Here is a 25,773-nt window from a genome sequence, read left to right as displayed (position 1 = left end):
CGACGCGATCCTGGCTTGGCAGATCGGGCTCTCGTCGAATGGCACTACATCGCGCCCGGCAAACCGACGCAGAACGGCTTCATCGAAAGCTTCAATGGTCGCCTGCGTGACAAACTGCTCAACGAGGCACTGTTCTCGTCACTGCCCCAGACCCGGACCGTCTTGGCCAACTGGCGCTCAGACTACAATACCGAACGCCCCTTCTCCCAACTGGGGTGGCAGACGCCGTCTGTCTTCGCCTCGACCTTCTCCCCGCGACGGGCCCTGGCGCCGCGCTATGCGACAAGCACAGCGCCAGAGCCCGTCGCTTCACCAGCCCGGACGGGCTCCGTAACCGCCGGAATCGAACTCAGCGCTGGATAAAAATGGGGGCTACGTCAGCGACGCCATCCAGGCATGCGCCGAGGTCCAGGCATCAGCATAGCGCGACAGCGGGATCGACGATGCGGCTGGCTGTCAAAGCCCAGATGCGGCTCGAAATAGATATTGCTGGTGAAGGGAAACTCGACGATACAACCACCGGCCTCGCCCAGCGTCGTGTTGATCGGTACATCGCCGATAACGAAGCCTCCGATGCGGCCGGACGCCAACAGGATGGCCTACGTCAGGTCGCCGTCGTGAGCCTCCCAGAACGCGCGGACGCCGCCAGCCAGCGTGCGGCCATAGACCCGGCGACGCGCTGCCATCGACTGGTTCAGGACGGCCTGCATCGCCTCTCGCTTGGGCGCCTTCTGCGTCATGGCGCTCATCGCATATTGCGCACCGATCGAGGCCCCAACGATCACGATGCTGCGGACGACTGTGGCAACAGTGGCCGAAGCCTCGATCGCAACTGCAGACAAGATCGCGACGCCGACCGCTTCAGCCATCAAATCCTCTAGGCCATCAACGGCACGGCTTCGAGAAAAGGCGATGCCGTCGCGCGCCTTGATTGCCCAATTCGATTCGCAGCGGACCGCGCCCATCGCGCCGAGCGCAGTCTCAACCAGACCGACATCGCCGAGCGCAGGATCGGCAGTCCCCGCAAAGCCCGCCGCAGCCATAGAGCGCGCCACCAGCACCTGCAGACCGCCTTGGGCGAGCAGCAGCCGGGCGCAGCCAAAGCGGCTGCTATAGGAGCCCCTGATCGCCGCGAGCGGGTCAATGCACGATCAGCAAGAACCAAGCCTGCGGTCCATGGACAACGGTCGCTCTCGCCCCAGACGAAGGGCAGCTGGGCTCCTGCCGCGAGATAAGCGCGGAGCCTTTGACAGGCTCGGTCATGGCTCAGCTCAGCCACTTCACTTCTTTGCCGGGCAGGCCCAACATCAGTTCGAGCCCGCGGTCGCCGGTCAAGCGCACCTGCTGGTCGGCATCGGTCAAGAACCCGAACGGCGATTGGCGCCAGCCCGCCCAGATGGTCTCGGCCGAGACCTTGACCACGTAGGTGCCAACACCACCCGCCTCGTAGCTCATCACGTCGAGGTCGCCCGACCAGAACATGCAGCGGGTTACCCAACAGCAACGAATCACCAGTGAACAGCTGCAGAAATACCGTCACGGCCCAGCCCTTGACCGTGTCCGACTGTCGGCGCGCCAAGGTGATGATGCGCGGATCGACGCCCGACAATGTGAGGCTGATCTACTGCGCCGTCGTGCCGATCGGGATGTTCAGGCCGGACACGGAGCCGACGCCAGCCGTGCCCTGCCAGGTAAAGCCGTCGAGCGTCCTCAGCGGACCGAACCCCATCCAGTAGCGGGGAGCATCGCCTAGGAAATCGAAATGCGCCGAGAGCGCGAGCTTGACCGTGCGCCTGGCGACGTGCGCCGTGCTCCGGGTGAGAAATAAGCCATCAGAGCGACCGCTTCTGCGCCGACATCAACTTGCTGACGAACTGCGCGGACGAGACCCATCACGACGCCGAACCCGCAAAAAGTCTCGGAAGTCGAGCTTTCCGTTGAGGCGCGGTGGGCCGCTCTTGTCCCCCGCGCTCGCGATTTTCCTACCGGTTCACCCAGTTTTCCGAACAGCACCGCGTTGATGACCGCCAGAGCGGGCAGGACGCTTTCCGCAGCGGGTTTGCGCCGGCGGCCCGTCGAGCGTGACAAGGCGCAGAGCATCGACCGGCGGCATGCCGCCCCCGATCAAGGCAAGACGCAGGGTCTGTTAGACGTCCTGCGTCTTCCAGCGACCGTGCTGAAGCCGATCGGCGATGACCATGGGGCTGGCATCGCAATGCATCTACAGTTCATCGAGCTGCGCCAGCTTGAGGCAGAACTGGTATGTCCCGTCCGCCTAAGCCAGATCCACGCGGCAGAGGCTCATGTCAGCGCCGCGACCTTGGTGCGCCGCAGTTCGCCATCGCCAGTGGCGGGCGAGGTGTTCTGCCATTTCGAGCCGCGCTCGCCGCTGAGCTCCTGGCCGAAATGGGCCTTCCCTGCAAACTGCAGGTCAGGCGTGCCCGAACCGCTGCCCGCGCCGACCAATCGCACACGCAGGCTCGCCGCCTGGCCGGATGAGACGAGGCCTTAAATCGGGTCGGAGGATTCCTTGGCGTAGATGCCTTCGAACTCCATCGACCAGGCCAGCAAGAGCACGTCCGTGGACTGCCGTGCGGCAGCGTCCGGATCGTCGCAATCGGGCACCGTGACATCGTTGGTCTCTTCTCTATCGGTGCGAGCGACGGATCAGCCATTGGATTTGCGAACCGCCTTCTTGATTTCGTGTTCGAGGCCGGCGTGGATCTGCTTCTTGTTGCGCCGCCGGGTCGCGTAGAACCACGGCCGGGCCGCCTCCTTGTGTGTGCCCATTCCGAGCCGGCCGCCGTGTCGAAGCCGTTTTCCGTGGTCGCCGCGCCGCCCCAGGATCGGCGGCGAAGACGACAGCGAGTGTCGAGCCATCATCGACAGTGCCGTCGAGAATGCCGAACGTTTCCTCCCAGAGGCCGAAGCCGACCACTTTGGATTTCAGCCCGGCGGTCGAGGCGTAGAGCTTGACCGGCTGCAGTCCTGAGCCTGTGCCCTGGCGCAGGTTGTCCTCGAGGTCTCGCGTCTCCCATTCGTGCATCTCGTCGCGAGGATGATCTGCGGCATGCGCCCGTGCCTGCCCTCGGCCTTGCCGGAGAGCAGCTGGGACAGGCTTTACGTCTCGGCAACGAAGATGCCCTCAGTCGTCATCGTGACGCGCGGCGTGGCGCTGCCGGTCAAGGCCCTGTCGTGCAGCAGCATCGCCTTCATGCGCCCGAACGGAATCTTGGCCTGCTCCTCGTTACGGGCGAAGCAATAGCCCTCCGAGCCGACGAGGCGCTCGTAGACAAAGAACAGCAGAGCCAGCGCCGCCAGGAGTTCGTTCTTCCCGTTCTTGCGCGGCACCCACAGCAGCAGACGCGAGAAAACGCGGACGTGATAGATGCACGGCTGGCCCGGATGCGGATCGACGTGCTCGGCCGGGCGCTGCCACCCGACATAGAGGCGCACCGTGACCGCCTGCCAATCGAACAGGCGGAACGGCACACCGGCGAAGCGGTCCGACGTCAGCTTGAACCAACGTGGCCAGTTCTCGACCACCCGCTCGGCTTTCGCAGCGTCGAACCACGCGCCCTTCTGGGCTGCCACGCAACGCCATGCCGGCAGGGCCCAGCCATAGGACAGGTCGGCCTGATGCGCGGCGAGCCATTTCCGCAGCGGCCAGAGCGCTCCGGTGGGCCGAAGCGCCTCGGCGCTCGTTTGCGTTTCCATCAGTTCGGCAGCGACCCGGGCGGCAGCGAATCGAAACCGTCCATGGCCCCACAGCGGGGGGCGCCTCGGCACCGTTGCCGGGCCTGCCTCTGCCTTGGCCGCCGAACAGCGAGCCCTGACGGCCGGCGCCAGCCTCGATCGGCTGGCGGTGATCCTTGAGCAGCGCGAAGTTGTCCTTCGGCGTGAAGCCGAAACGGTCAGCCGAGACGGCGGACGCAGGTCATCGACATCGAGGCTGGCGAGAAGGTCCTCCTCCAGCGTCAGGCTTTGCGCGTCGATGCTCCCGCGCGGCGCAATTGGAAAGAGCCGCGCGGTCGCGAGGCAGCGCAGCGCCTATCGCAAAGCTGAGAACGAAGCCTGATCAGGCGTAGGGAACGCGTTGGGGAACGCGACTTCACCAGTCGGCCGTCTAACGAGCTGGATTCCAAAAGGTTTCTGGAGCGGGCGATCGGGATCGAACCGACGACATTCAGCTTGGGAAGCTGACGTTCTACCACTGAACTACGCCCGCGATCTCAATGGGCCGTGCGGCTTGCCGCGCCCGGAGACACCGCGTTCATAGCTGCTTCGGCAGCAGGTGTCATCCGGGAAAAGCGCGGGCGCCGGCGCCTGCCGCGCTCAATCGCAGAAGTGCTTCGAAAGTTTCAGGGCCTGGCCCTGGTAGTTGGATTTCAGGCCCGCGCCGTAAAGCGCCTCGGGGCGGGCTGCCATGGTCTCGTAGACCAGCCGTCCGACGATCTGGCCGTCCTCGATGATGAAGGGCACGTCGCGCGAGCGGACCTCGAGCACCGCGCGTGCGCCCTGGCCGCCGGCACCGCTATGGCCGAAGCCGGGGTCGAAGAAGCCGGCGTAATGCACGCGGAACTCGCCGACCAGCGCGTCGAAGGGCGTCATTTCGGCGGCAAAGTCGGGCGGCACATGCACGGCTTCCTTGGAGGCCAGGATGTAGAACTGGTCGGGATCGAGGATCAGCGAGCGCGAGCCGTCGGCCGGGATCGGCTCCCAGAACTCGGAGGCCTTGTAGGCTCCGACGCGGTCGACATCGATCAGCGCGGTGTGGTGCTTGCCGCGATAACCGATAAGCCCGTTGAAGCCGGAGAGATCGACGCTGACCGCGACGCCGCTCTGGAAGGAGGGCTCGGCGGCGCCGACAAGCGTCTCGCGCTGGTGCAGGGCCTCCAGCGCCTTGTCGTCCAGCCGGGTCTCGCCGGCGCGGAAGCGTATCTGCGACAGGCGCGAGCCCGAGCGGACCAGCACCGGAAAGGTGCGCGGCGAGATTTCGATGAAGAGCGGGCCTTCATAGCCGGCCTCGACGAGGTCGAATTCGCGGGCGCGGTCCGTGATGACGCGGGTGAAGACGTCGAGCCGCCCGGTCGAGCTTTTCGGGTTGGCGGCCGCGCGCAGTCCCTGCGGCAGGGCGAGCCCCTCCATCAGCTCAGCGACATAGACGCAGCCGGTCTCGAGCACGGCGCCGCGCGTGAGGTCGATCTCGTGCAGGGCGAGTGCGTCGAGCCGCGTCTGCACCAGGCGCTCGGGGCCGGGCAGGAAGCTGGCGCGGACGCGCCAGGCCCTGTTGCCCAGGCGCAGATCGAGGCTGGCGGGCTGGATCTGGCCGGGAGCGGCTGGCTGCGCGAGCTTGAGCACGCCCTCCTCGATGAAGGCGCGGATGCGGCTGTCGGGCTGGATGCCTGGCTGGATGGGCAGCATGCGGATTGAAACCTGTTGTCGAACTGGACGCGCAGAGTGAAACCGTGGACGGCATGCAGCTCAGGCTGTCGCCAGCATAGGGCAAGGCACGCACGCGGGACTAGCCTGCCAGGAGCATCCGGGGCTTCGAGCGGCCTCGGCATATCCAGGATTGACGCCCCGCGCTGGCGGCTCATAACAGACGCGTCGCCTGTCGGCTATCACGAGGCCTGCTGGGTGGCTGGAGCGACCGGAGCCTCAGATGTATCAGGCGGAGACCCATGGCGTGCGCGTGACGGCCGCGCCGAAGTTCATGGAAAGCGAGTCCTCGCATGCGCAGGGCCGCTATTTCTGGGCCTACGGCATCGAGATCGTGAACCTGTCCGCACAGACCGTCCAACTGATGACACGGCACTGGATCATCACCGATGGCCGCGGCGAAATCCATGAGGTGCGTGGCGATGGCGTTGTCGGCCAGCAGCCGGTCCTGCGCCCGGGCGAGGCCTTTAACTACACCTCCGGCTGCCCGCTGATGACGCCCGACGGCTCGATGCGCGGTTTCTTCGCCATGCTCGGCGAGGATGGCGTGATCTTCGATGTCGCGGTGCCGTTGTTCCCGCTCGATTCCCCCTATGTAAAGAAAGTCCTGCATTGACCGCCTCTCCCGCCGCCGTCGGCGAGCGCATCGCGCCGCTCGACATGCTCGCTCGCCTCGTCGCCTTCGACACGGTCAGCCACAAATCCAATCTCGAGCTGATCACTTTCGTCGAGGCCTATCTCGCCGGCTGGGGCGTGGCCTCGACCCGTTTCCCCAACGCCGCGGGCGACAAGGCGGCCCTGTTTGCCACCATCGGGCCGCAGGATCGCGGCGGCGTCCTGCTCTCTGGCCACACCGATGTCGTGCCGGTCGAGGGCCAGGCCTGGAGCCGCGATCCCTTCAAGCTGCATATCGAGGATGGCAGGGCCTATGGCCGCGGCGCCGTCGACATGAAGGGTTTTATCGCGCTGGCGCTCGCCCTGGTGCCTGACTTCCTGGCGGCCGATCTGAAGACGCCTATCCACCTGTTCTTCTCCTATGACGAAGAGGTCACCTGTCTCGGCGTGGTCGACGGCATCGCGCAGATGGGCAAGTCGCTGCCGCGTCCGCGCGCGGTCATCGTCGGCGAGCCGACCTCGCTCGAGCTTGCCGACGCCCATAAGGGCATCCGGACCTTCTTCACCGCGATCACCGGCTTTGCCGCCCATTCCTCCAAGCCACATCTCGGCGCCAGCGCCGTCCATGCCGGCATCAGGCTGGCGGCCGAGTTGGTCGGGATCGCCGATGAGCGCGAGGAACAGCTCGACCCCAGCGGCCGCTTCGACCCGCCCTACGACACCGTGCATGTCGGCAAGTTCCATGGCGGCATCGCCCGCAACATTCTCGCCGACCGCTGCGACCTGTCCTGGGAGGTGCGCACCTTGCCCGGTTCCGATCCCGAGGCGGTGCCGACCCGTTTCGCCGCGCGGGCCGATGGGGTTCTGGCCAGGATGCGCAAGACCGCGCCCTCTTCCGCAATCGAGACGGTGATGAGTTCCGACGTTCCGGGCCTGGCGCCCGATCCGGGTTCCGAGGCCGAGACGCTGGTCATGCGGCTCGCCGGCCGCAACCGCACGATCGCGGTCGCCTACGCCACCGAAGCCGGCCATTTCCAGCGGGCGGGCCTGCCGACGATCGTCTGCGGCCCCGGTTCGATCGACCAGGCGCATCAGCCCGATGAATACATCACGCTGGAGCAGTTCGCCGCCGGCGAAGCCTTCATGCGCAAGCTGATGGATGAGTGCCGGACATAGGCCGTCGCAGCAGGTGATGCTCGGGCGTGACCCGAACATCTTCAGCAAGGAGATTCTCGGGCCTGCGCTTCGCTCCGCCCGAGACTGACGGAGGAGTCTAGGCCTTCCCGGCGACCGTCTCCAGCGCGGCAAGCGCCTCGTCGGGCAGCCCCAGCGTGGCGGCTGCCAGGTTCTCCCTGAGATGCCCGACCGATGACGTGCCGGGGATCAGCAGGATGTTGCGCGAACGCCGCAGCAGCCAGGCCAGCGCGACCTGCATCGGCGTTGCGCCGAGACCGGCCGCGACCTCCGACAATGTCGAGGATTGCAGCGGGTTGAAGCCGCCGAGCGGGAAGAACGGCACATAGGCGATGCCATCGCGGGCGAGATCGTCGATCATTTCGTCGTCGCCGCGATTGGCCAGGTTGTACTGGTTCTGCACGCAGACGATCTCCGCGATTCCGCGTCCTTGCGCGATCTGCGTGGCGGTCACGTTGCTCAGGCCGATATGGCGCACGAGCCCCTGGCGCTGGAGTTCGGCTAAAGCTGTCAGCGGCGCCTCGATCGAGCCCTCGGCCGGGCCGTGCGTATCGAACATGATCCGCAGGTTGACCACGTCGAGACGATCGAGCCCGAGATTGCGCAGGTTGTCATGGACGGCCTGCGTCAAGTTATGGGGGGAGAAGGCCGGAAGCCAGGAGCCGTCCTCTCCGCGGCGCGCGCCGATCTTGGTGATGATGACGAGATCGTCGCGATAGGGCGACAGCGCCTCGCGGATCAGCCGGTTGGTGACATGGGGTCCGTAGAAATCGCTGGTGTCGATATGGTTGACCCCGAGCGCCACAGCCTCGCGCAGCACCGCGAGAGCGGCGTCGTGATCGCGCGGCGGGCCGAAGACACCGGGCCCTGCGAGTTGCATGGCGCCGTAGCCCATGCGCTTCACGGTGAGGCTGCCGAGCCTGAATGGTGCGGACTGGGCGATGCTGGACATGGTCAGTCTCCTCTTGCGATGACGCCCAGATAGCGATTGCCGCAGTTCATGATAATTCCATACAATCGGTACGGGTTGTGCGGAATTGCGAACAATGAAAACCGATCTCAGCGATCTCACCGCTTTTGTCGTCGTCGCGAGGGCTGGCGGTTTCAGGGAAGGGGCGCGCGCAAGCGGCGGCAGTGCGTCGGGGTTGAGCGAGGCGATCCGCCGGCTCGAGAGCCAGCTCGGCGTCCGGTTGCTCAACCGCACGACACGCAGCGTCGTCTCGACCGAAGCCGGAGCAGGGCTGCTCGAACGGCTCGGCCCGGCCCTCAACGAGGTCGAGGCGGCGATGGACGTCGTCAACCGCTTTCGCGACAGGCCGGCTGGCCTGCTGCGGCTGAACGTGCCGGTCAGCGCGGCGCGTCTCGTGTTGCCCGACATCGTCCCGCGGTTTCTCGCCGCCTATCCCGATATCCGGCTCGAGATCACCGCCGAGGAGAACTTTGTGGACGTGCTCGCGGCCGGCTGCGATGCCGGGATCCGCTATGACGAGCGGCTCGAGCAGGACATGATCGCGGTGCCGATCGGGCCGCGCATCCAGCGTTTCGCGGCGGCAGCCTCACCCGCTTATCTCGACCGGCAAGGAAGGCCCGAGCATCCGCGCGAGCTGCTGCGCCATGCCTGCCTGCGCGGGCGCTTTGCCAGCGGCGCGATGCCGCCCTGGGAGTTCGAGCGCGACGGCGAAATCGTGCGTGTCGATCCGACGGGCCCGCTGATCGTCAATCTGGGCGGCGCGGCGGACCTGGCTGTCGATGCGGCTGTCGCCGGTCTCGGCATCGTCTGCCTGTTCGAAGGCTGGTTGCAGCCCTGGTTTGACAGCGGCAGGCTGGAGCCCGTGCTCGAGCCCTGGTGGCAGAGCTTTCCCGGGCCGTTCCTGTACTATCCCGGGCGCCGGCTGGTGCCGGCTCCGCTCCGGGCCTTCATCGATTTCATCAAGGCGCCGGCACGGCCGGCCTGAGGCGAGGCCGGCTATTCGGCGGCCAGGCCCTCTTCGACTTCGCTCGCCGCAAAGGTGTAGCGGCGCGAGCAGAACTCGCAGGTCACGCCGAGCGTACCGTCATCGGCGACCATCGCCTTGCGATCCTCGGCCGAGAAGCCGCGCAGCATGCCCAGCACGCGTTCGCGCGAGCAGCGGCAGGCCTCATGCACCAGAGTCGCCTCGAAGACACGTGCCCCGCGCTCGTGGAACAGGCGATAGAGCAGCCGCTCGCTTTCCAGCATCGGGTCGAGCAGTTCGTGATCCTCGACCGTCTCGACCAGGGAGCGCGCCTCGGCCCAGGCATCGTCGCCAATGCCGTCGGGGTGGTCGCTCGCCAGGATCTCGTGGCCTTCGGGCGCATCGCCGGGATGGATGTCGGCTGCCCGCAGGCGATCCACCGAATGCGGCATGAACTGCACCAGAAGCCCGCCGGCACGCCATTGCCGGCCGCCGCCAGCGGTGACGATCGAGCCGACACCGAGGCGGATCCGGCTCGGAATCTGCTCGGACTGGCGAAAATACTGGTGCGCCGCCTCTTCGAGGCTCTGCCGGGTCAGCGCCACCACGCCCTGGTAGCGCGTCGTCTGGGAGCCCTGGTCGACCGTCATGGCGAGATGACCCTCGCCGAGCAGGTCGCCCGTGCTCAAAGCGCCGTCAGCGATCGCCTGTGCGAGCTTGTCATCGTCGATATGTGCGACGGCTCGAAAATTGTCGGGCGCGTTGAAGTCGACGACCATCATCGGGATCGCCCCGTCGCTCTTGGTCTGGAGCTGGAAGCGACCCTCGAATTTCAGCGCGGTGCCGAGCAATACGGTCAGCGCCGCCGCTTCGCCGAGCACGCGCGAGACTGGCTCGGGATAGTTGTGGCGCGCCAGGATCGTGTCGATCGAGGTGCCCAGGCGCACGACGCGCCCGCGAATGTCGAGCTCGGGCACCGTGAACGGCACGACCCGGTCGTCGAGCGCGGCGGCGCCCGCCACGATGTCGTCGCCGGCCATCAGGCCGAGACTCCGCCGAAGCACCAGGCCAGGATGCCCTTCTGCGCGTGGAGGCGGTTCTCGGCCTCGTCGAACACGGCCGATTGCGGCCCGTCCATCACGCCGTCGGTGACCTCCTCGCCACGGCTGGCAGGCAGGCAGTGCATGAAGATGGCGTCCTTCTCTGCCCGGCCGAGCAGGCGCTCGTCCACTTGATAGGGGCGCAGCAGGTTGTGCCGCGTGCCTTCCTCGTCGCCCATCGAGACCCAGCAATCGGTGATGACGCAATCTGCGCCCTCGACCGCGGCCTCGGGGCTGCTCGTCAGTGTCAGCTTCGCGCCCTGCTTGCGTGCCCAGTCGATCAGGGCCGGCGGGGGCGCCAGCTCCCCGGGCGTTGCGATGGCGAGCTCGAAATCGAGCCGGCCGGCGGCATGGACCCAGGAGGTCAGCACGTTGTTGGTGTCGCCGGTCCAGGCGATGCGCTTGCCCTTGATGGGCCCCTTGCGCTCCTCGAAGGTCATGACGTCGGCCATCACCTGGCAGGGATGCTGGCGCTTGGTCAGGCCGTTGATGACGGGCACGCTGGCATATTTCGCCATCTCGACTACGGCATCATGGTCGAGCATGCGGATCATGATCGCGTCGACATAGCGCGACAGCACGCGCGCCGTGTCGGCGATGGTCTCGCGCTCGCCGAGTTCGATTTCGCGGCCGGTGACCATCATCGGCGAGCCGCCGAGTTCGCGGATTCCGACGTCGAACGAGACGCGCGTGCGCAGGCTGGGCTGCTCGAACACCATGGCGACGACCTTGCCCTCGAGCAGGCGGTCTCCGGCGGCATCGGGCGTGCGGCGTCGCGTCTTGATCTCTTCGCCGGCGCGCAGGATGGCGCGCAGCTCCGTGGCGGAGAAGTCGGAAAGATCGAGGAAATGGCGCGTCACGGGCGCTTCCTTCACGTCGGAGACAAGAAAAGAGTCTGGGTTACTCGGCAGCCGGGCGCTTCAGCGTCGCTTCGATCGCGCTTGCAGCACGGTCGAGCCGCGACACGGCTTCGCCGACCTCAGCGTCGGTGATGATCAGCGGCGGCAGCAGGCGCACGACATTGTCGCCGGCGCCGACCACGAGCAGGCCGGCATCGCGTGCTGCCGCGACGAAATCGGTGTTCAGTGTATGCAGCTTCAGCCCGAGCATCAGGCCCTCGCCGCGGATCTCGGCGATGACGTCCGGGTGTTGGTCCTTAAGCTGGGCCAGCGACTGACGCAGCCGGATCGATGTCTGCGAAACCTGGTCGATGAAGCCCGGCGCCAGGATCACGTCGAGCACGGCGTTGCCGACCGCCATGGCGAGCGGATTGCCGCCGAAGGTAGTGCCATGGGTGCCCAGAGTCATGCCGGAGGCCGCCTCTTCGGTGGCGAGGCAGGCGCCCATCGGGAAGCCGCCGCCGATGCCCTTGGCGATCGACATGATATCGGGAGCCACGCCCGAGAGCTCATAGGAGAAGAATTTGCCGCTGCGGCCGACGCCGGTCTGGATCTCGTCGAAGATCAGCATCAGGCCGTGCTGGTCGCAAAGCTCGCGCAGCAGCTTGAGGAAGCGGGCCGGGGCCGAGCGCAGGCCGCCTTCGCCCTGGATCGGCTCGATCATAAGGGCAGCGGTCTCGGACGTGATCGCCGCCTTCAGCGCAGCCTCGTCGTCGAAGGCGACCTGGTCGAAGCCGTCGACCTTGGGGCCGAAGCCGTCGATGTACTTCTGCTGTCCGCCGGCGGCGATCGTCGCAAGCGTGCGGCCATGGAATGCGCCCTCGAAGGTGATGACGCGGAAGCGCTCGGGATGGCCTTTCGCGGCGTGGTACTTGCGCGCCATCTTGATGGCGCACTCATTCGCCTCGGCGCCCGAATTGGTGAAGAACACCCGCTCGGCGAAGGTTGCCTCGCAGAGCCGGCGCGCCAGCCTCTCGCCCTCGGGCATCGTGTAGAGGTTCGAGGTGTGCCAGATCTTGCCGGCCTGCTCGGTCAGCGCCTTGACCAGGTGCGGATGGGCATGGCCGAGCGAATTGACGGCGATGCCGGCGCCGAAGTCGAGGAAACGCTGGCCGTCGGTGGTGATCGCCCAGGCGCCTTCGCCACGCTCGAACGCGATGGGAGCGCGGGCGTAGGTCGCCAACAGGACGGACGGGGCGGCGGCGGTGGTCGTGGAAACGGTCATGGGCGGTCCTCGCGGGGGACGGATGAGACGGAGCGGGTGCTGCAGGTGAAACGACGGTCGAGATGTGAGGCGCGGCCCTCGCCTGCGCGCGCAAGACAGCCCGATGGCGGCGTTATCGTCGCAGCCAGATCCCGGTCTCTCGTCGCGACGTCATCCGCATCAATGAGGTCCTGACCCGTCAAAAACATAAGTGCCGCCCGGGCGGGGCGGCTTCACACTGACAACTATGCAAAGCGCGCCCGGCGCTGTCAATTCCATGCTTCCGATTCCGCTACCCCAGGGGCAGCGTTGCCGAAAGGATTCACTTGACGTGTCTCTTGTGGATCGTCTGGGGAAAAGCCGATTTATGATTCGCTGACTCTTGTGGCCGAGTCCAGCCATCTTGTATGGTCTTGTCAGTCAGATACGACATCTCGTGCGGCGTCCCCTGTACCGACAGTTCCGGGTGTAACAGCTTCCGTTTGGCAACGGGCGCTGCCGGTCTTGGATTCCGCCATGATCCGCCCCTAGTCCGGTCCCGCGAGGGGCCGGGCGGAGATAACAGGTGAAGCCGATGAACGAAGCCGGAGCATGGACCGAAGAGCGCGTCGAGCTTCTCAAGAAGCTCTGGGCCGACGGCCTGAGCGCCAGCCAGATCGCTGGCGAACTCGGTAGCGTTACGCGCAATGCCGTGATCGGAAAGGTGCACCGCCTGGGCCTTTCTGGTCGCGCCAAGAGCCCCGCCGCAGCCGGCGCCACGCCGCGCGCAGCCACGCCGCGCAAGGCCCCGACCCGTACGCCCAGCCATCCGATGACGGCCCCCGCTGCCGGCATGACCCGCGGCGCCAATGCGCTCGCGCCGCAGTTCACGGCCGAGGCCGAGACCGAGGTGCAGCAGGAGCCGGCCCCGTCCGAGGACGTGGTGGTGCCGTTCTCCGAGCGCGTCTCGATCATGGACCTGCGCGAATATATGTGCCGCTGGCCGATGGGCGATCCGACGACCCCCGAATTCCGCTTCTGCGGCGGCCGTTCGCAGACCGGCATGCCTTACTGTACCTACCACGCGCGCATCGCCTACCAGCCCGCCGCCGACCGTCGCCGCGACCGCGGCAAGGTCGCCCGCGTCTGAGCGGATCGACGATCTCATGAAAAAGCCGGCCTCATGGCCGGCTTTTTTGTTTGAAACGCCCAATGGCATCCGGTTCCGGCATCGCTACAGCCGCTGGCGTGTCTCCAGGCTACGGCTCCAGCGCGAAAGCGCAAAGCAGATCAGCCAGTAGATCGAGCCCGAGAAGACATAGGCCTCCATGTTCATGCCGACCCAGGCGGGGTCGGCGAGCGAAGCCTGCGCGATGCCCAGCAGGTCGAGGATCGAGACCACCAGCACCAGCGTCGTGTTCTTGATCAGCGCGATGAATTCGTTGGTCATCGCCGGCAGCGAGATCCGCAACGCCTGCGGCAGGATGATCAGCCCCGTCGCCTTCCAATAGGTCAATCCGAGCGCGGTCGCCGCCTCGCGCTGGCCCTTCGGCAGCGCCTGCAGTCCGCCGCGCACGGCCTCCGCCATATAGGCGGCGATGACGAAGCCGAGCCCGACGACCGCGCGCGCCAGCCGGTCGATGCCGATGCCGCCGGGCAGGATCAGGGGCAGCAGCAGCGAGGCCAGGAAAATCACGGCGATGATCGGCACGCCGCGCCAGAACTCGATGAAGAGCACGCTGATCAGCCGGATCACGCGCAGCTCCGACTGTCGCCCGAGCGCGAAGATGATGCCGAGCGGGATCGCGATCAGCGCGGAATAGACCGAGATGAACAGGGTCAGCATCAACCCGCCCCATTCGCGGGTCTCGACGGGCCGCAATCCGAAGCCACCCGCCAGCAGCCAGATGCCCAGCGGCGGCAGCACGAGCAGCGCTGCGATCCCGAGCTTCAGCTTCATACGCCGCGGCGCGACGATGATCGCGGCCACCGACAGCACGAAGATCGCCCCAGTCAGGTCGACGCGCCAGCGCTGGTCTGCGGGGTAGAGCCCGTACATGAACTGGCCGAAACGGGCGCGGATGAAGACCCAGCAGGCCCCGCCGGCCGTGCAGTCGGCGCGCGAGGTGCCGACCCAGTTGGCGTCGATCAGCGCCCAGCGGATGATCGGGATCGCGACCCAGGCGATGGCCAGCGCGAGAACTATGGTGACAATGCCCGCCAGCGGCGTGGCGAAGAGGCGCTGGCGCCAGAGCGGTAGGGACAGGGCAGGGCTCATCGCGTCACCAGCGCGATCCTGGCATTGTACCAGTTCATGAAGGCCGAGACCGCGAGCCCGATCACGAGATAGACGGCGAGCGTCATCGCGATGATCTCGATCGCCTGGCCGGTGTTGTTCAGGGCGGAGCCCATGAACAGGCTGACCACGTCGGGATAGGCGATTGCGGCGCCGAAGGACGAGTTCTTGAGCACGTTGAGATACTGGTTGGTCAAAGGCGGGATCATCACCCGCAGCGCCTGCGGAATCGTCACCAGCCTGAGGATCCGGCCGGGCCTCAGGCCCAGCGCCGAGGCCGCCTCGATCTGGCCATGCGGCACCGCCTGGATGCCGCCGCGCACGATCTCGGCGATGAAGCCGGCGGTATAGGCCACCAGCGCGGCCAGCAGCGCCACGAATTCCGGGATCACGACGAAGCCACCGCGATAGTTGAAGCCGCGTAGTATGGGGATGTCCCAGCGCGTCGCCAGGCTCGCCCAGGTCACGGCCAGGATCGGCACCAGCACCGCCAGCACGAGCCCGATCAGCAGCACCGGCGTATCCTGCCCGGTCGCCTCCTTGCGGCGCCGCGCCCAACGCGACACCAGCCATTGCGCGATCCAGGCGAGCAGGATCGCGATCGCCGCAATCCGGAAATTGGACGGCGCGTCCGGCAGCGGGATGGTCAGGCCGCGATTGTTGAGGAAGGCGATCCCGAACAGGTTCACGCTGTTGCGCGGTGCCGGCAGGGCGGCGATCACGCCGAAATACCAGAAAAGCACGAAGAACAGCAGCGGGATGTTGCGGACGAATTCGATATAGGCGCCGGCCAGCGTCGAGATCAGCCAGTGCGAGGACAGCCGCGCCACGCCGATGACGAAGCCGAGCAGGGTCGAGAGCACCAATGCGATCACCGTCACCAGCATGGTGTTGGCGACGCCGACCCAGAACAGGCTCATGATGCTCGACGCCTGGGTGTAGTTCGTCAGCACGAAAGGCACCTCGACGCCCGAGGTTCGCCACAGGAAGTCGAAGCCCGAGGCGATGCCGGCCTTGACCATGTTCTCCGAGGCGTTGCGCACGAAGAAGATCGTCAGCGCCACAAGCCCGACCACGACCGCGATCTGGTAGATCCAGTCGCGGACGCGCTTGTCGTTGATGAATGAAAATAAACTGCTCACGAGCACCTCGATCGAGGTTCGCGGACGTCATTCCCGGGCTTGACCCGGGAATCTCGTAACGCTGGGCTGGTTTCCGAGATGGTCGGGTCAAGCCCGACCATGACGAGCCTCAACCAGCTCTCACTGGAACGGCGGGGTGAAGAGCAGGCCACCCTTGGTCCAGAGCTGGTTCTGGCCGCGTTCCATCTTCAGGGTCGAGCCCATGCCGACGGTGCGCTCAAAGCTCTCGCCGTAATTTCCGACCTGCTTGATGACATTGTACATCCAGTCATTGGGCAGGCCCATCATCGCGCCGAAATCGCCCTCGGCTCCGAGCAGGCGGCGAACCTCCGAGTTCTTCGAATTGGCCTTCATGTCGTCGACATTCGCGGAGGTGACGCCGAGCATCTCGGCCGCGATCGTCCCGTTCAGCACCCAGCGCACGATCAACTGCCAGCGCTCGTCGCCCCAGCGGGTGACGGGGCCCTGCGGATCGTTCGAGATCGGCTGGGTCAGGATGACGTGGTCGTCGGGTGCCTTGAGCTTGACGCGCTGGCCGGCCAGCGCGCCGACGCCGGCGGTATAGGCATCGCAACGGCCGGCATCATAGGCGGCGATGGCGTCGTCGTTCTTCTGGAAGTTGGTGATCGTGACCTTGAGGTTGCGCTCGCGGAACCAGTCGGCGGCATTCTTCTCCTCGGTCGAGCCGGCGGCGACGCAGACCGAGGCGCCGTCGAGGTCGGCCGCCGTCTTGGCATTGGCCGATTTGCGCACGATGAAGGTCTGGCCCTCGTAGAAGTTGATGCCCTGGAAGTTGAGGCCGAGCGACGCATTGCGCGAGAAGGTGATCGTCGAGTTGCGCGCCAGCACGTCGACCTGGCCCGACTGCAGGATCGGCCAGCGCTGCTGCACCGATGTCGGCGTATATTTCACCTTCTTGGCGTCACCGAGCACGGCGGCGGCCAGCGCCTTGCAGTAGTCGACGTCGAGGCCGGTCCATTCGCCCTTGTCATTGGCGAAGGAGAAGCCGGGCAGGCCGAGATGGACGCCGCATTCGAGGTTGCCGCGGGCCTTGACCGCATCGAGCGTCGGGCTGGGCGCCAGTTGCTGCGCGCCGGCCAGCGTGACGCTGCCGGCAAGCAAGGTGGCTGCGAGTAGTGTGGTCTTCATGATCGTCCGTCTCCCCGAAGCCTCTGGCGGCTTTCTGCGTTGCAGAGGCGACTATGCTACAGACCATCTCGCAACGGTAGCCAGCCCTTCGGACGAGATTTCAGCTGCCGAATACTGTGTTGAGCTGGCTCCCGACCATGATGAAGGTCGTGCGCTTGGCCATCTCCTTGAGCCGGATCGCGCCGATATAGGTCATCGCCGAACGGACCCCGCCCATCAGCTCCAGCAGCGAGCCCTCGACCGGGCCGCGATAGGGTACCTCGACGGTCTTGCCCTCGGAGGCGCGGTATTTGGCGACGCCGTCCGAATAGCGCTTCATCGCCGTGTCCGAGGACATGCCGTAGAACGTCATGCCGACCGCGACCTGCTCGCCGTCGCGCTCCTCGTAGCGGATGTCGCCCTCGCATTCGTCATGGCCGGCCAGCATGCCGCCCAGCATCACGAAATCCGAGCCAGCGCCATAGGCCTTGGCGAGGTCGCCGGGCACGGTGCAGCCGCCGTCCCCGCAGACCAGGCCTTTCAGGCCATGGGCTGCATCGGCGCATTCGATGATCGCCGAGAGCTGCGGATAGCCGACGCCGGTCATTTTGCGCGTGGTACAGACAGAGCCCGGGCCGATCCCGACCTTGACGATGTCGGCGCCCGCCAGGATCAGCGCCTCCGTCATGTCGCCGGTCACGACATTGCCGGCCATGATCGCGGCATCGGGAAAGGCGGCGCGTGTCGCCTTGACGGTATCGACGAACTTTTCCGTGTAGCCATTGGCGACGTCGAGGCAGATCTTCGTGATCGGCGACTGGGCGTGGACCGCCTTGAGCTTGTCATGGTCGCTGTCGGTGGTCCCCAGCGAGTAGAAGGCGTTGGCTGAACCCGGCTCGCGGAAGAAGGCGATCAGTTCGTCTGCCTCGTAATGCTTGTGCAGGGCGACCATCGCCCCGTGCTTCAGCAGCGCGCGGGCCATCGCCATGGTGCCGACGACATCCATGTTCGCCGCGATCAGCGGGAAGCCGCTCCAGTCGGTGCCGGTATGGGCGAGGCGGAAGCTGCGGGTCACGTCGACCTCGGCGCGGCTGCCGAGCGTCGAGCGCTTCGGGCGGATCAGGACGTCGCGGAAGTCGAGCTTGGGATCGTTTTCGATGCGCATGGTCTGGCCTCGGCGGCTGGCTCGAAAGGGAGCACGCGGCTGAGGGCGTGCGCTGATTCATAGCCGCCGGGACCGGCAGGATGCAAACGGCTCGGGTGCCGGCTCAGGCCGGCGGGACGGGCGCGAGCAGCGGCCGGGCATTCTTGCGGATGGTGTAGAGCGTGGCGCCGATCACGATCGCGGCGCCGATCCAGGTGGTCAGGGCCGGGACCTCGCTGAAGAAGACGAAGCCGGTGAAGCAGGACAGCAGCAGGCGGCTGAAATCCAGCGGGGCGAGCGCCGAGGCCTCACCGACCTGGTAGGCCCGGGTCAGCAGCCATTGCCCCCCGGTGCCGAACACGCTGAGCGTCACCAACCAGAACCACTGGTTGGCGGTGGGTTCGACCCAGAACCACCAGCACGGCACCGCCAGCACCACCATCAGCACCGCGCCCTGATACAGCAGGATGGTCTCGGTGCGCTCGGTCGCAGCCAGCATGCGCACGCTGATATTGATCAGCGCGCCGAAAAACGCCCCGGCGATCGAGCCCAGCGCATAGATATTAAGCCCGTCGGCCGTGGGATCGAGCATCACCATGACGCCGCAGAAGCCGATCACGGTTGCCACCCAGCGCCGGGCATCGACGCGCTCCTTGAGGATGAGCACGGCGGCGATGGTGACGAAGAAGACCTGGCTGAAGCCGATCGCGGTCGCCTGCGCCAGCGGGATATGAATCAGGGCCGAGAAGCCGCACAGCATCGAGATCAGCGTGACGCCGCCGCGCAGGAGCTGGAGCTTGAGACGCTTCGTGCGCATCAGCATCGGCAGGGCGGCGCGCGCAATGGCGACGATGACCAGCGTCATAATGATCTGGCGGATCATCAGGATCTCGACCAGCGGAATTGATCCACCGATATGCTTCATGCCGCCCACCATGACGGTGTAGACCAGCATCGAGGAGAACAGGTAGATCGACCCGCGCAGATTGGGACTGGCGGCGAGCCAGCGCCGCGACAGCCCGTGCCGTCGCCGCGCGATCCATCCGAGGGGCGAGGGCGTGACGACGCCCGGAATTGCCGTGAGCACGATCGGCGGAGGCGGCGGATCCTCGGCCTGCGACGGAGAAAACGCGACCTCGCCGGCGGCGTCCTCGTCATCCGGCCGGCCCAGCCGCCCGGTCTGTCGCTCTTCGCTCATCGCCCCACCATGCGCCGCGCTATCCTGCGCGGTTCAGCGTTCATCCCTGCCCGTAAATCATTGACGAAACGTGCAATGCGCGCCAGCGACGCCAGCACATGCCGGGGTTGTGCGGGCGGGCGGCCGATGCGTCGTCACGGCAGGGGCGGCATTCGCAGGCGGCCCTGTGCAGCGCATGCCGGCTGCTTTAGGAGGAGCCTGCCCTGGACCGCGGGAGCCGCAGACGCACATGACCTCGACACGCCGCCTCACAGAGCGGGAGCATAACCCCGCAACGGCAGGCGCCGTATGAAGACGCTCCTGCCCGATCTGAAAAGCGGCCTCGCGGCGTTCTCGCCCAAGCGCTTCCCCTATCGCCGCTTCGCCTTCGCCATGGTCATCGGAGCCTGCGGCGCCTGGCTGTTCGTGCAGGCGCGCCTGCCCCTGCCCTGGATGCTGGGCTCGATGGTGCTGTGCACCGTGGCGGCCCTGCTGCGACTCCCGATCGCCGCGCCGCCGGTCATCCGCCCGCCGATGACCATGGTGCTGGGTGTCATGCTCGGGGCCGGCTTCAAGCCGGACGTCATCGCCCAGATCCCGAACTGGCTGCCGACGATCGCGGGGCTGGTCCTGTTCATGTGCGCCTGCGCCTTCGCCTGTGTCGGCTATTTCCGGCGTGTCGCCGGGTTCGATCCGGTCACGGCCTTCTTCGCCGGCATGCCCGGCGGGCTCGTCGAGATGGTCTCCGTCGGCGAGGAGAAGGGCGGCGACGCCCGCATCATCGCGCTGATCCATTCCGCCCGCATCCTGCTTGTCGTGATGACGCTGCCCTTCATCGTGCAGTGGATCGGCGGAGTGCCGCTCGGGGGCTCCCGGGTTTCAGGCCCCTCGATCACGCAGACGCCGCTTGCGGCCGAATTGCTCCTGCTCGCCTGCGGTCTCGTCGGCATCGTCGTCGGGCGCGTGCTCAGGCTTCCGGCCAAGTTCCTGTTCGGGCCTATGCTGATCAGCGCCGCCGTGCATGTGACGGGGTTGAGTTCGGCGATCCCGCCCTACGAGATCGTCAACGCAGCCCAGCTCGTCCTCGGCGTCACCATCGGCTGCCGCTTCATCGGAACGACGCCACGCGTGATCCTGCGCGTGCTCGTGCTCTCGGTGGGCTCGACGGTGATCCTGGTCGCGCTGACGCTCGCCTTTGCCTGGCTCGTGGCCAAGGTCTCGGTTCATGAGCACATCCCGCTGATCCTGGCCTATTCGCCGGGCGGCCTTGCCGAGATGAGCCTGATCGCGCTGGCGCTGCACACCGAGGTCGCCTTCGTGGCGGCTCATCACATCATCCGCGTGCTGCTGGTGATGCTCAGCGCCGGGCCGCTGTTCGGCTTGATCATCGGGCCGCGCAAGCCCAAGCCGGCGCCTGCCGAGTAGGGGCCACGGGCGGTTGTTCAGGCCTCGTTGACGACGTAGCCGCGGATCTTGGCCGCATTGTCGCCCAGAGCCGCGATGGCCGGATCGAGATCTGCCGCCGCAATCGCGCCATTGCGGGTCACCAGCACGACGTCGTCGGCCGCATCGACGATGCCGTCGACAGCGTGGGCAAGGCGACTGACGGCGCCGTCGCTGCCGAGCGCACCGCCGTCGATCACGATCGGCCCGAAATGCCGTGCCCGGGCGAGGGCATCGCTGGCGCCCTGCTGAGCGCTCGCGCCGTGGCTCTGCCCACCCTGCGCCAGGAAGGACAGCCCGGTGCCTTCGTCCCGGATCGTAATGCGTGCAGCTTCCTGCGCGGCGATACCGGTGCCGGCAGGGCCGAATAGGGCAGTGAGGCTGCCGGGGCCCGGCGCGGCATCGACGAGCAGCGCCGGCAGTCCCGACAAGGATGCATCCAGCGCGAGGTTGAGCGCCAGCGTCGAGGCGCCGGCCTGACGGTGCAATCCCAGCACCAGGATGCGCCGGGGCGAAGGGCCCCCGTCGGGCGCGACGGCCGTCCTGATCGCGTGGATCGCGGCGGCAAAACCCGCCTTGGGCTTGTCGATGACATCGACGAGGAGCGCCTTGGCCTGGAAGATCGAGGTTGGCCCGGTCTCGCTGCGGCGCCAGCGGCGGTTGCGCACCATGGGCAGCGTGCCCAGTCGCGGCAGCGAGGCTTTCGCCCTCGGCTCGGACTGGCCGCCTTCGATGGTCACGAGGCGCGGCCCAGCCGGTCTCGCCACGGCTATCGGTGCTGGCTGCTGGTCCCCCTCCGGTACCGGCCCCGTCTCGCCATTGCCGGTCATCTGTCTCCGGCCGGTGCCGAACCAGCCGAGCATGAGCGCGACGGCCGCACCGATGCCGCCGCCGGCAATGCCGCCGAGGATGACGATCGCCGGCCCCAACGACGCCGTGCCGGGCGTGGGCGCTTCCGCGCCGACAACCCGCGTCTGTGTGGTGTCGATGCCCGCGAGGTCGCCGGTTTCGCCGGCACGGCGCATGAGCCCGTCATAGAGCGCCCGGGCCGCATCGACCTCGCGCTCGAGCTCGCGCAGCTGAACCGTGGCGCGGCCAATGGCGAGTTGCTTGCCCGTGAGTTGGTCGACGCGACGCCGGATCAGCTGCTCGGCCGCGACGGCCCGGTCATAGTCGAGCTTGGCGGCAGCCGTGAGCTGCGCCAATTCTGCTGCGATCTGGCGGCGAGCCTCGCGTACCTCGCCCCGGGCCTCTGCGACTTCGGGGTGGCGTGCGCCGAGCGCAGTCCTGGTCTCGGCCTGGTAGCGCATCGCCGAGACGAGCTGTTCGCGCAGCCCCGTCATGGTGCTGGAGGCGACGGATTCCGGAATCGGGCCCGTCTCGATGGCTGCGGCTCGCGTGCCCGATATCTGCTCGTACTTCGACTGGGCCTCCTCGAGGCGGATGCGCAGCCCCGCGAGCTGGGCCCTGTTCAGCGCGAGTTGCTCCTCGGCGACCGACTTGCCGCTTCCGATGAGGCCGTTCGCCTCCCGGTGCTTCTGGGCTTTCTGCTCGGCGAGGCGCAGGCGCTCGCGCGCCTCTGCGAGGCGGCCGGCAAGCGTCTCCGCAGCGCGTTCGGCTGCACTGCTGCGAAGGGCAGCCCGGTCATCGCGATAGGCGTTTGCCAGCGCATCGGCGATTCGCGCTGCCTTCGCGGCGTCGCGCGCAGTCACGCTGATCTCGATCGAAAGGCCGCGATCGCCTTGCCGGACGGCGACCGCCCGGTTGAGCGAAGCGAGCGCCTCGCTTGCGCTTTCGCGTGGTGGATCCCCGCCGCCGGACGCGAGCCTGGACAGGATGCGAGCGAGGCCGGTTCGGCCGGGATCGCCCGTGAATTCCGGGTCCCTGTCGAGGCCTTCGCTGCGCACGACACGCGCCCTGATGCTGTCGGGGAGGATGATCGCGGCCGGGCTTTCCAGGTAGCCAGCCAGGGCGGTCGTCCCGGCGGCGCCGGTCTCGGTCGATGTCCCGTTCTGGGAAGCCTGCAGGTCGCGCGGATCAACCAGCACCCGCGCGGTCGCAACGTGGTGCGGTTGCAGGACCTCACTTGCCAGCCAGGCGAGCGTCGCCCCGACGACGACAGAGAGCAGGATCAGGCCCTTGCGGCGCAACAGCACCGCACCCGGCGAAGGCGGCCTCGCCTCGGGCGCGCCCAGGGCCGGTGCAGCATCCACCATCGGCGCAGCGCCGGACGCGTGGCGGTCCGTCTGCCTCTCCCGCTCTCCACCCGGCTCGGCTCCAGCCGTGTCGATCGTGAACATGACGCTACGCTTCACTCTTCAAGAATGCCGGTTCCTGCCGGCCTGAAACCAGGGCGCTCGCCGCCCGTGGCAAAATCCCAGAATATGAGGCCCGGCGCGAGCGTCTTTGTCGCCTCGTGCCTCGAGCGGTGGCGAAACCGGTGCAAAGCCTGCGCCGAGGCCTTGGAGAGGCCGATCGCGTCGGCAGCATGCGAGCGCCGCGCTGGCCTTTTTGCTTTGTGCCAGATTGGTACGTAGCTCCTTCGGCATAGGTCGACGAGGCAGCAATGACGCATCGGATACGCTGGAAAGCCTCGGATCGACTCGTTTTGACCCAGAATTCTCCGGCATATCGCTTGCCACTTTTCCCGACAGAAGCGGACCCCGCCGGCACTTGTGCCGTTTCGGGCCGCCGATGGTGGCGCAGGTCTTCGGACCCTGCGTGGAGGCGGGAGTTTAAGTATTATGAGCGTCAACGACCTCAATTATGCCGCGGCCAGTGCGACCGAAGAACGCGCCAATGCGTGGCGTCACTGGATCGGCCTGGTCACCGCACTGACCGACCTCGCCGTCGTTCTCGCGATCGTCGTCATCGCCTCCTTCGCCTATCATCTGGCGGCCTACGGACATGTCGGCAACCGGCAGATCACCATCGAGCTGGCGATGATGATCTCGGCCATCTTCGTCTTCACCAATGTGATGCAGGGCCGCTATCAGCTCGGCAACTACCTCTCGACCAAGGGGCAGGTCGCCTCGGCCTTCACGGTCTGGAACATCACCATGGTCGCCTTCATCGCGATCGTGTTCCTGGCCAAGATCGTCGACCATTATTCCCGCGCCGTCGTGTTTGCGACCTATCTCACCGGCATTCCGCTGATCTCGCTGGCCCGCTCGGGCATCGTGCGCACCATCTCGATGGCGAGCAAGACCGGGCGTATCACCTCCGAGCGCGTCTTCCTGATCGGGCGCGAGCAGGACGTCATGTCCTTCGTCTCGCGCCACCAGCCCTGGAACATCGGCTTCGTCATCGTCGATGTCGCCTTCCTGCGCAGCAACGATGCGCGCCGCATCAACGATCCCGCCACCGCGCTCGCCGCCGATCTCGTGACCGCTGTCGCACGCTGCCGCCAGATGCAGCCCGACGCAGTCTTCATCGCCATGCCCTGGTCCGAGCAGGAGACCATCGACACCTGCATCGACGCCTTCATGAACCTGCCCGTCGCGATCCACCTCGCGCCGGAGCGGATCATGGACCGCTTCGACAATCCGCATATCGTCCGGATCGGCTCGCTCGCCAGCCTGCGCCTGACGCGCCCCGCGCTGTCGCGCGCCGAGATCGCCGCCAAGCGGGTCTTCGACGTGGTCGCCGCCTCGGTGATTCTGGTGATGACGCTGCCCGTTCTCGCCGTGATCGCCGCCTTGATCCGTCTGGACTCGAAGGGGCCGGTGTTCTTCCTGCAGCGCCGCTACGGCTTCAACCAGCAGGCCTTCCGCATCTTCAAGTTCCGCACCATGACCGCGACCGATGACGGCGATGTCGTGCGTCAGGCGACGCGCAACGACCCGCGCGTCACCCGGGTCGGCCGCGTCCTGCGGCGCTACAATCTCGACGAGCTGCCGCAATTGCTCAACGTCATCGGCGGCCAGATGTCGCTCGTCGGGCCCCGCCCGCACGCTCTCGCCCATGACCACGAGTTCCAGCGCAAGATCGCGCTCTATGCCCGCCGGCACAACGTCAAGCCGGGCATCACCGGCTGGGCCCAGGTCAACGGCCTGCGCGGCGAGACCGATACCGACGACAAGATGGCCAAGCGCATCAACTTCGACCACTGGTACATCGACAACTGGTCGTTCTGGCTCGACATCGGCATCCTGCTGCGCACCGTCTTCAGCAGCCGTTCCTACAAGAACGCGCTCTGAGCCGGCAGAACCGCGCCTCCTGCAGACATCCTAGGCGCGAGCGGGGGCTGGCCGAAAAGCCGGCGCCCCGCTAGCCTGTTTCGATAGGGCAGGAGACACCATGAACCAGATCGATTTGAACGGTCGCGTCGCCATCGTCACCGGCGGCGCGCAGGGTATCGGGCGGGCAGTCGCGGAGCGTTTCGCCGCAAGCGGCGCGAAGGTCGCGATCTGGGACATCGACGGCGATCTCGCCGCGAAGGTCGCAGCCGAGATCGGCGGCGAGACCACCGGCGCGGCCGTCGACGTCACCGATGCCGCAGCCGTGAAGGCAGCCTCCGATGCGCTGGAGGCGAGGCTCGGCAGCGTCGACATCCTGGTCACCAGCGCCGGCATTGCGGGCCCCAACCTGAAGACCTGGGAGTACCCCCTCGACCAGTGGTCCAAGGTCATGCGTCTTAATGTCGACGGCACCCTGCATTGCTGCCAGGCCGTGATCCCCGGCATGATCAAGCGCAATTACGGACGCATCGTGCTCGTCGCCTCGATCGCCGGCAAGGAGGGCAACCCCAATGCCTCGGCCTATTCGGCCTCGAAGGCGGCGGTGATCGCGCTGACCAAATCGCTCGGCAAGGAGCTCGCGACTCAGGACATCGCGGTCAACTGCATCACGCCCGCCGCAGCCAAGACCCGCATCTTCGACCAGATGAGCGAAGAGCATATCGGCTACATGCTGGCAAAGATCCCGCGCGGTCGCTTCCTGCTGCCCGATGAGGTCGCCTCGATGGTCTCGTTCCTGGCCTCGGCCGAAAACAGCTTCACGACGGGCGGCGTTTTCGACCTGTCGGGCGGCCGGGCGACCTACTAGCGCCGGATGCGCAGCGATGGGCGCCGGTTT

General features: G+C 66.8%; 23 protein-coding genes, 1 tRNA gene and 1 pseudogene. 8 read left to right on the top strand and 17 right to left on the bottom strand.

Annotated features, from left to right (window positions below; all coding sequences use genetic code 11):
* A pseudogene (locus AC1D2L_RS23625) lies at window positions 1–363 on the top strand (integrase core domain-containing protein); the annotation flags it as partial.
* Window positions 364–599: 236 nt separating this feature from the next.
* Here AC1D2L_RS23625 and AC1D2L_RS23620 read toward each other — a convergent pair.
* The 7 genes from AC1D2L_RS23620 to AC1D2L_RS23590 form a co-directional block, all read right to left on the bottom strand.
* Window positions 600–869, bottom strand: a complete 270-nt coding sequence (locus AC1D2L_RS23620; protein ID WP_476848347.1) for a hypothetical protein — start codon at window positions 867–869, stop codon at window positions 600–602.
* A gap of 397 nt (window positions 870–1,266) precedes the next feature.
* The gene (locus AC1D2L_RS23615; RefSeq protein ID WP_476848346.1) at window positions 1,267–1,482 is read right to left on the bottom strand and encodes a hypothetical protein; all 216 of its coding nucleotides are present in this window, start codon (window positions 1,480–1,482) and stop codon (window positions 1,267–1,269) included.
* Window positions 1,483–2,301: 819 nt separating this feature from the next.
* Window positions 2,302–2,472 (bottom strand): hypothetical protein, encoded by a 171-nt coding sequence (locus tag AC1D2L_RS23610; protein WP_476848345.1) that lies wholly within the window; start codon window positions 2,470–2,472, stop codon window positions 2,302–2,304.
* A 195-nt stretch (window positions 2,473–2,667) separates the two neighbouring features.
* On the bottom strand, window positions 2,668–2,790 hold the full coding sequence (locus AC1D2L_RS23605; protein WP_476848344.1) for a hypothetical protein: 123 nt from the start codon (window positions 2,788–2,790) through the stop codon (window positions 2,668–2,670).
* A 330-nt stretch (window positions 2,791–3,120) separates the two neighbouring features.
* Entirely contained in the window at window positions 3,121–3,717 is a 597-nt protein-coding gene (locus tag AC1D2L_RS23600) for a hypothetical protein (protein ID WP_476848343.1), read from the bottom strand.
* A gap of 436 nt (window positions 3,718–4,153) precedes the next feature.
* A tRNA-Gly gene (locus tag AC1D2L_RS23595) sits at window positions 4,154–4,228 on the bottom strand.
* Window positions 4,229–4,335: 107 nt separating this feature from the next.
* Window positions 4,336–5,424: a 2'-deoxycytidine 5'-triphosphate deaminase gene (locus AC1D2L_RS23590; RefSeq protein ID WP_476848342.1), complete on the bottom strand. Its 1,089-nt coding sequence runs from the start codon at window positions 5,422–5,424 to the stop codon at window positions 4,336–4,338.
* A 241-nt stretch (window positions 5,425–5,665) separates the two neighbouring features.
* On the opposite strand from AC1D2L_RS23590, the gene apaG reads away from it, so the two are divergent.
* Window positions 5,666–6,058, top strand: coding sequence for a Co2+/Mg2+ efflux protein ApaG (apaG, locus tag AC1D2L_RS23585; protein WP_476848341.1), 393 nt, complete (start codon window positions 5,666–5,668; stop codon window positions 6,056–6,058).
* Window positions 6,059–6,102: 44 nt separating this feature from the next.
* Window positions 6,103–7,233, top strand: a complete 1,131-nt coding sequence (gene argE, locus AC1D2L_RS23580) for an acetylornithine deacetylase (RefSeq protein WP_476848350.1) — start codon at window positions 6,103–6,105, stop codon at window positions 7,231–7,233.
* A 97-nt stretch (window positions 7,234–7,330) separates the two neighbouring features.
* Here argE and AC1D2L_RS23575 read toward each other — a convergent pair whose 3' ends face one another.
* The gene (locus tag AC1D2L_RS23575; RefSeq protein ID WP_476848340.1) at window positions 7,331–8,203 is read right to left on the bottom strand and encodes an aldo/keto reductase family oxidoreductase; all 873 of its coding nucleotides are present in this window, start codon (window positions 8,201–8,203) and stop codon (window positions 7,331–7,333) included.
* 94 nt (window positions 8,204–8,297) lie between these two features.
* Here AC1D2L_RS23575 and AC1D2L_RS23570 point away from each other — a divergent pair, with 94 nt between their 5' ends.
* On the top strand, window positions 8,298–9,206 hold the full coding sequence (locus AC1D2L_RS23570; protein ID WP_476848339.1) for a LysR family transcriptional regulator: 909 nt from the start codon (window positions 8,298–8,300) through the stop codon (window positions 9,204–9,206).
* A gap of 11 nt (window positions 9,207–9,217) precedes the next feature.
* On the opposite strand, the gene AC1D2L_RS23565 is transcribed toward AC1D2L_RS23570, so the two are convergent.
* Genes AC1D2L_RS23565 through AC1D2L_RS23555 form a run of 3 tightly spaced genes read right to left on the bottom strand, consistent with a single transcriptional unit; the run spans window position 9,218 to window position 12,409 of the window.
* Window positions 9,218–10,225: an Hsp33 family molecular chaperone gene (locus AC1D2L_RS23565; RefSeq protein ID WP_476848338.1), complete on the bottom strand. Its 1,008-nt coding sequence runs from the start codon at window positions 10,223–10,225 to the stop codon at window positions 9,218–9,220.
* Entirely contained in the window at window positions 10,225–11,145 is a 921-nt protein-coding gene (gene argF / locus AC1D2L_RS23560; protein ID WP_476848337.1) for an ornithine carbamoyltransferase, read from the bottom strand. The genes AC1D2L_RS23565 and argF overlap by 1 nt, the downstream gene beginning before the upstream one ends.
* A 40-nt stretch (window positions 11,146–11,185) precedes the next feature.
* Entirely contained in the window at window positions 11,186–12,409 is a 1,224-nt protein-coding gene (locus tag AC1D2L_RS23555) for an acetylornithine transaminase (RefSeq protein ID WP_476848336.1), read from the bottom strand.
* A gap of 553 nt (window positions 12,410–12,962) precedes the next feature.
* On the opposite strand from AC1D2L_RS23555, the gene AC1D2L_RS23550 reads away from it, so the two are divergent.
* On the top strand, window positions 12,963–13,517 hold the full coding sequence (locus AC1D2L_RS23550) for a GcrA family cell cycle regulator (protein ID WP_476848335.1): 555 nt from the start codon (window positions 12,963–12,965) through the stop codon (window positions 13,515–13,517).
* Between the two features lie 84 nt (window positions 13,518–13,601).
* On the opposite strand, the gene AC1D2L_RS23545 is transcribed toward AC1D2L_RS23550, so the two are convergent.
* The 5 genes from AC1D2L_RS23545 to AC1D2L_RS23525 form a co-directional block, all read right to left on the bottom strand.
* Window positions 13,602–14,645, bottom strand: coding sequence for an amino acid ABC transporter permease (locus AC1D2L_RS23545; protein WP_476848334.1), 1,044 nt, complete (start codon window positions 14,643–14,645; stop codon window positions 13,602–13,604).
* Window positions 14,642–15,805 (bottom strand): amino acid ABC transporter permease, encoded by a 1,164-nt coding sequence (locus AC1D2L_RS23540; RefSeq protein ID WP_476848333.1) that lies wholly within the window; start codon window positions 15,803–15,805, stop codon window positions 14,642–14,644. The genes AC1D2L_RS23545 and AC1D2L_RS23540 overlap by 4 nt, the downstream gene beginning before the upstream one ends.
* Before the next feature lie 120 nt (window positions 15,806–15,925).
* A complete protein-coding gene (locus AC1D2L_RS23535; protein WP_476848332.1) occupies window positions 15,926–16,954 on the bottom strand; it encodes an amino acid ABC transporter substrate-binding protein in 1,029 nt (342 codons plus the stop codon).
* A 100-nt stretch (window positions 16,955–17,054) separates the two neighbouring features.
* On the bottom strand, window positions 17,055–18,098 hold the full coding sequence (locus AC1D2L_RS23530) for a GMP reductase (RefSeq protein WP_476848331.1): 1,044 nt from the start codon (window positions 18,096–18,098) through the stop codon (window positions 17,055–17,057).
* A gap of 103 nt (window positions 18,099–18,201) precedes the next feature.
* Window positions 18,202–19,275 (bottom strand): DMT family transporter, encoded by a 1,074-nt coding sequence (locus AC1D2L_RS23525; protein ID WP_476848330.1) that lies wholly within the window; start codon window positions 19,273–19,275, stop codon window positions 18,202–18,204.
* Between the two features lie 288 nt (window positions 19,276–19,563).
* On the opposite strand from AC1D2L_RS23525, the gene AC1D2L_RS23520 reads away from it, so the two are divergent.
* The gene (locus AC1D2L_RS23520; protein WP_476848329.1) at window positions 19,564–20,679 is read left to right on the top strand and encodes an AbrB family transcriptional regulator; all 1,116 of its coding nucleotides are present in this window, start codon (window positions 19,564–19,566) and stop codon (window positions 20,677–20,679) included.
* Window positions 20,680–20,696: 17 nt separating this feature from the next.
* Here AC1D2L_RS23520 and AC1D2L_RS23515 read toward each other — a convergent pair whose 3' ends face one another.
* Window positions 20,697–22,997: an exopolysaccharide transport family protein gene (locus AC1D2L_RS23515; protein ID WP_476848328.1), complete on the bottom strand. Its 2,301-nt coding sequence runs from the start codon at window positions 22,995–22,997 to the stop codon at window positions 20,697–20,699.
* Between the two features lie 444 nt (window positions 22,998–23,441).
* Here AC1D2L_RS23515 and AC1D2L_RS23510 point away from each other — a divergent pair, with 444 nt between their 5' ends.
* Window positions 23,442–24,896, top strand: a complete 1,455-nt coding sequence (locus tag AC1D2L_RS23510; RefSeq protein WP_476848327.1) for an undecaprenyl-phosphate glucose phosphotransferase — start codon at window positions 23,442–23,444, stop codon at window positions 24,894–24,896.
* A 100-nt stretch (window positions 24,897–24,996) separates the two neighbouring features.
* A complete protein-coding gene (locus AC1D2L_RS23505; protein ID WP_476848326.1) occupies window positions 24,997–25,743 on the top strand; it encodes an SDR family NAD(P)-dependent oxidoreductase in 747 nt (248 codons plus the stop codon).
* The last annotated feature ends 30 nt before the right edge of the window (window positions 25,744–25,773 follow it).

The sequence above is a fragment of the Allobosea sp. P1_B10 genome, assembly GCF_056406735.1.
The sequence above is the reverse complement of the archived record's forward strand: the minus strand, read 5'-3'. Positions and strand labels throughout refer to the sequence as shown.